Source organism: Phyllobacterium sp. (assembly GCF_037994405.1).
In the GTDB taxonomy this organism is placed as follows: Bacteria; Pseudomonadota; Alphaproteobacteria; order Rhizobiales; family Rhizobiaceae; genus Phyllobacterium.
The window spans coordinates 1-4,245 of the sequence record NZ_JBBNAN010000099.1 but is presented as its reverse complement, the minus strand read 5'-3'; the positions used below and the strand labels follow the sequence as shown (position 1 = coordinate 4,245).

The window sequence follows — 4,245 nt, the reverse complement described above, 5'->3', positions numbered from 1 at the left end:
CAAGCGCCTGATAGAGCGCGAACGGCTCAAGGGCGCCAAAGATCACTGGAGCTACGATCTCGATCGCCATATCGGATTGAATAAAGCTCTCGAGAGCCTCAAACGATCAATCTTGCCGGGCGGCGTGCGCGCCACAAGAAATAATTGCTGAATAAGCAAAACGGCGCCCGCGTGGGCGCCGCTCTGTCGATTCACAAAGGTTTGTGTACAGGCGCCTAAGCAGCCTTCTTGCGCTTGCGGCCAAGACCCATGTTCTTTGCGAGGCGCGAGCGGGCAGCTGCATAGTTGGGAGCAACCATCGGATAGGAGGGATCAAGATCCCACTTTTCACGATACTGTTCCGGGGTCAGGCTGTAGTGCGTCATCAGATGGCGCTTCAAGGATTTGAACTTTTTGCCATCTTCAAGGCAGACAATATAGTCGTCCGCTACAGACTTCTTCGGATTGATCGCCGGTTTTGGTTTTTCCTGAACAGCAACCACTGTCTCTGCACCACCGCCAACACGGCCGAGAGCAGCGTGAACATCGGCAATGAGTCCGGGCAAATCGCCGGCGGGCACCGAATTGTTGCTCACATAAGCAGCAACCAGTTCCGCGGTGAGTTCCAGCAGGACATCATTGGCAGTTGTGTTTGAATTGTCGAACGTGGTCATCTAAGTCCAATTCCTTCGTCTAATTTGAAATCTGGGTAGGTAGATTAAAATCACCAATATAAAGTCGAAAACACGCGGAGTCTCCAACGCCTTTGATGACACTCTATTCCGGAATCCATGGAACTTGTCAAATCAATACTTCGTTCACGAAAGAAATATTTCAAATAATCCCCCAAGCAGAGATTAACCATGAACGAGCGGAGATAGGCGCAAGAAAGCCAGAACCTGACTGCACATGCGACAACTTAAAATTGCGCAGAAGCCGATTTGCGCCATACCACTAAGACAAAAAATGGCAAAAATGAGGAACAGGCCCTCTGCGCACAAGCATTCTATAATAACAGATATTGCGACAAGTAGTGTTGAAACCTACATCAGTGTAAAAAAGGAACCAGTAATGAACACAAAAACATTCAAGGTCGTTAAATCCGATGCAGAATGGCGTGAACAGCTCACGCCCGAGCAGTATCAAATCACCCGGAACCATGGGACGGAACGGGCCTTTTCAAGCCCGAACTTCGACAGCAAACTGCAAGGGCTCTATAGATGCGTCTGCTGCAACCGCCCGCTCTACCGTTCGGAAACGAAATACGACTCTGGCACGGGTTGGCCGAGTTTTTACGCGCCGATCGAACCGGATGCTGTCGATGCGGTGGAAGACCAGTCTTATGGCATGCTCCGCACGGAGATAAAATGTGCGGACTGCGATGCGCATCTCGGCCATGTTTTCCCGGACGGTCCTCCCCCGACAGGCCTGCGCTACTGCATGAATGGCAACGCCTTAGTCTTTGATCGGGATTGACGGGACGATAACTTTCCCTACACCTCATATTGCACACAAATCGAATTGCTTGCCGCGTCGGCCTTCCCGTCCCGCCGGCACAATCATTGAAAGTTTTTCCATGACCAGCACGCCGCGTTTTTTGGGTATTCCCGCCCCGCAGTCCGAAAAGAGACCCGTTTCAGACACCCGCCACGGCATAACCCGTGTCGATAATTACGGCTGGATGCGCGCGGAAAACTGGCAGGACGTTTTCCGCGATCCATCTACGCTCGACCCAGCGATCCGCGCTCATCTTGAGGCCGAAAACGACTATCAGACCGCGCAGATGGAAGACACAAAGCCGCTGCAGAAGCACCTTTTCGACGAAATGAAGGGCCGTATCAAGGAGGACGATTCGTCCGTGCCTTCCAAGGATGGCCCCTATGCCTACGGCACGTCCTACAAGACCGGCGGTCAGCAGCCTCGCTTTTTCCGCACGCAGCGCGACGGCGGGCGGGAAACCATGTTGCTTGACGGCGATCTGGAAGGGGATGGCAGGGCCTATTTCCGTCTTGCTTCGGCCGATCACAGCCCCGATCACAATAAGATGATCTGGGGCTTTGACGACAAGGGCTCGGAATTCTTCACGCTCCGGGTGCGTGATCTGGAAATACTACAGGATACCACCGAGACGGTAAGTGATACCACCGGCGGCGGTGTCTGGAATGCTCAGTCGAACGGCTTCTACTACACGCGCGTCGATGCCAACCACCGTCCTTCCCGCCTGTTCTATCACCAGCTCGGCCAACCCGAGAGCGAGGACCGCCTCATTCACGAGGAAAAGGATCCGGGCTTCTTTCTTGGCGTGGGCGGCAGTTCGCTGAACGACTTCATCTTCGTTGACATCCACGACCATGAAACCTCGGAAGTCTGGCTTATTCCCGCCAATGATTCGACTGCCGAACCGAAACTCGTGGCCGAGCGTCAAAAGGGCGTCGAATACAGCATGACGGAAGGCGGCGATGTCTTTTTCATTCTGACCAACGCCGATGGCGCCAAGGATTTCAAGATCATGAGTGCCCCGGTGAATGCGCCGGGTAAGGACAACTGGACTGAAGTTGTTGCACATAAGGCCGGGCGACTGCTTCTCGGCCATTCCTCCTACACGAACCATTTGGTGTGGCTCGAGCGTGAAAACGGCCTGCCTCGCATCGTCATTCGCGACCGGCGTTCTGGCGAAGAACATTCGATCGCCTTCGACGAGGAGGCCTATGCGCTCGGCCTGCAGGGTAGTGCAGAATATGACACGGAGATCATCCGCTTCTCCTACTCGTCGATGACCACACCGACACAGCTCTACGACTACAACATGCGGACACGCGAGCGGACGCTGCTGAAAACCCAGGAAGTGCCTTCCGGTCATAATCCTGGCGACTATATAACGCGTCGTCTGCTTGCTCCGGCACCGGACGGCGAGATTGTGCCGATTTCCATCGTCTATCACCGCGACACGAAGATCGATGGTTCCGCCCCCTGCCTGCTTTACGGCTATGGCTCTTATGGCATCGCCATCCCCGCAAGTTTCAACACCAACTGCCTGTCGCTGGCCGATCGCGGCTTCATCTATGCGGTTGCCCATGTCCGCGGCGGCAAAGACAAGGGCTATGACTGGTACGAGACTGGCAAGCGCCTGAAAAAGATGAACACGTTCACCGATTTCATCGCGGCTTCGCGCCACCTCGTCGCGGAAGGTTTTACCAGCCATGACCGCATTATCGCGCAGGGCGGTTCGGCCGGCGGCATGCTGATGGGTGCGATCGCCAATATGGCGCCGCAGAATTTTGGCGGCATCATCGCGGAAGTGCCCTTCGTCGATGTCATCAACACGATGCTGGACGATACGCTGCCCCTCACCCCGCCGGAATGGACCGAGTGGGGCAACCCCATCACTTCGGCGACGGACTATTCCTACATGGCCTCCTATTCGCCCTACGACAATGTCGTGGTCCAGGACTATCCGCCAATCCTTGCCGTTGCAGGCCTTACCGATCCGCGCGTCACTTATTGGGAACCGGCAAAATGGGTTGCGAAGCTGCGTGAACTGAAGACGGACGATAACCCCGTTCTCTTCCGCATCAACATGGATGCGGGTCATGCCGGCGCGTCAGGACGCTTCTCCCGGTTGGAAGAAGTCGCCTATGTTTATGCCTATGCATTGAAGCTGGTGGGAAAAACACAAATGTGATCGGCTGCACGGAAACTTGAAGACTCTCCGGTCCGTTGCTAGCCAATCGCTGTATTTAAGGCGCAATCGCGCGCCAATCGCAATATGATTGAGGCCGCAGTGGCGGCTCTGGAGGTCTTAAGATGAAACGCAGTGCATTTGTCCTGATGCTTGGCCTTGGCTTCCTTGCACAACCCGTCCTCACAATAATGGACATGTCCGAGGTGCAGGCGGCGGTGCGTAAGAATGTCAGCGAATATGCCGGTTCGCGCTGCAACACGCCGCCGCGCGGCTCCGGCATCGTCGTCGGCCGCTATACCGGCACAATGGACAACCCGATCATTTCGATGGGCCGCGAGAATGTCACGGTGTCCTTCCTGCGCTGTTTCGCCTCCTTGGCCGAATGCCAGGGCTGGCTCTACACGATGCGCAGCAAATACACCGACGGAAATTCCGTGCTGATCGGCTGCGAGCGGCGGTAGGTTGCACGCCGTCTATCTCTCCCTTGGGGGGAAAAAGCGATTTCAACATCTTAGCGTTAGCTAAGTGCTAGAAATCGCAAGAGAGGGAATTTGCCGTCTCGAAGGATCGCCTCTCTTGGACTT

4 protein-coding genes are annotated in these 4,245 nt (G+C 55.2%); 3 read left to right on the top strand and 1 reads right to left on the bottom strand.

The annotated features are described in order from the left end of the window. Positions 1-215: 215 nt before the first annotated feature. Positions 216-653 (bottom strand): MucR family transcriptional regulator, encoded by a 438-nt coding sequence (locus AAAC48_RS05995; RefSeq protein WP_340653308.1) that lies wholly within the window; start codon positions 651-653, stop codon positions 216-218. 397 nt (positions 654-1,050) lie between these two features. Here AAAC48_RS05995 and msrB point away from each other — a divergent pair, with 397 nt between their 5' ends. The 3 genes from msrB (at position 1,051) to AAAC48_RS05980 (ending at position 4,122) form a co-directional block, all read left to right on the top strand. Further along, entirely contained in the window at positions 1,051-1,455 is a 405-nt protein-coding gene (gene msrB / locus AAAC48_RS05990; protein WP_340653307.1) for a peptide-methionine (R)-S-oxide reductase MsrB, read from the top strand. A gap of 100 nt (positions 1,456-1,555) precedes the next feature. Then, positions 1,556-3,661, top strand: a complete 2,106-nt coding sequence (locus AAAC48_RS05985) for a S9 family peptidase (protein ID WP_340653306.1) — start codon at positions 1,556-1,558, stop codon at positions 3,659-3,661. A gap of 122 nt (positions 3,662-3,783) precedes the next feature. Then, on the top strand, positions 3,784-4,122 hold the full coding sequence (locus AAAC48_RS05980; protein WP_340653305.1) for a metallophosphoesterase: 339 nt from the start codon (positions 3,784-3,786) through the stop codon (positions 4,120-4,122). Positions 4,123-4,245: the final 123 nt, after the last annotated feature.

Excerpts from the sequence above, each read along its gene's own strand:
- AAAC48_RS05995 (WP_340653308.1), bottom strand. The coding sequence starts at position 653 with ATGACCACGTTCGACAATTCAAACACAACTGCCAATGATGTCCTGCTG.
- msrB (WP_340653307.1), top strand. The coding sequence starts at position 1,051 with ATGAACACAAAAACATTCAAGGTCGTTAAATCCGATGCAGAATGGCGT.
- AAAC48_RS05985 (WP_340653306.1), top strand. The coding sequence starts at position 1,556 with ATGACCAGCACGCCGCGTTTTTTGGGTATTCCCGCCCCGCAGTCCGAA.
- AAAC48_RS05980 (WP_340653305.1), top strand. The coding sequence starts at position 3,784 with ATGAAACGCAGTGCATTTGTCCTGATGCTTGGCCTTGGCTTCCTTGCA.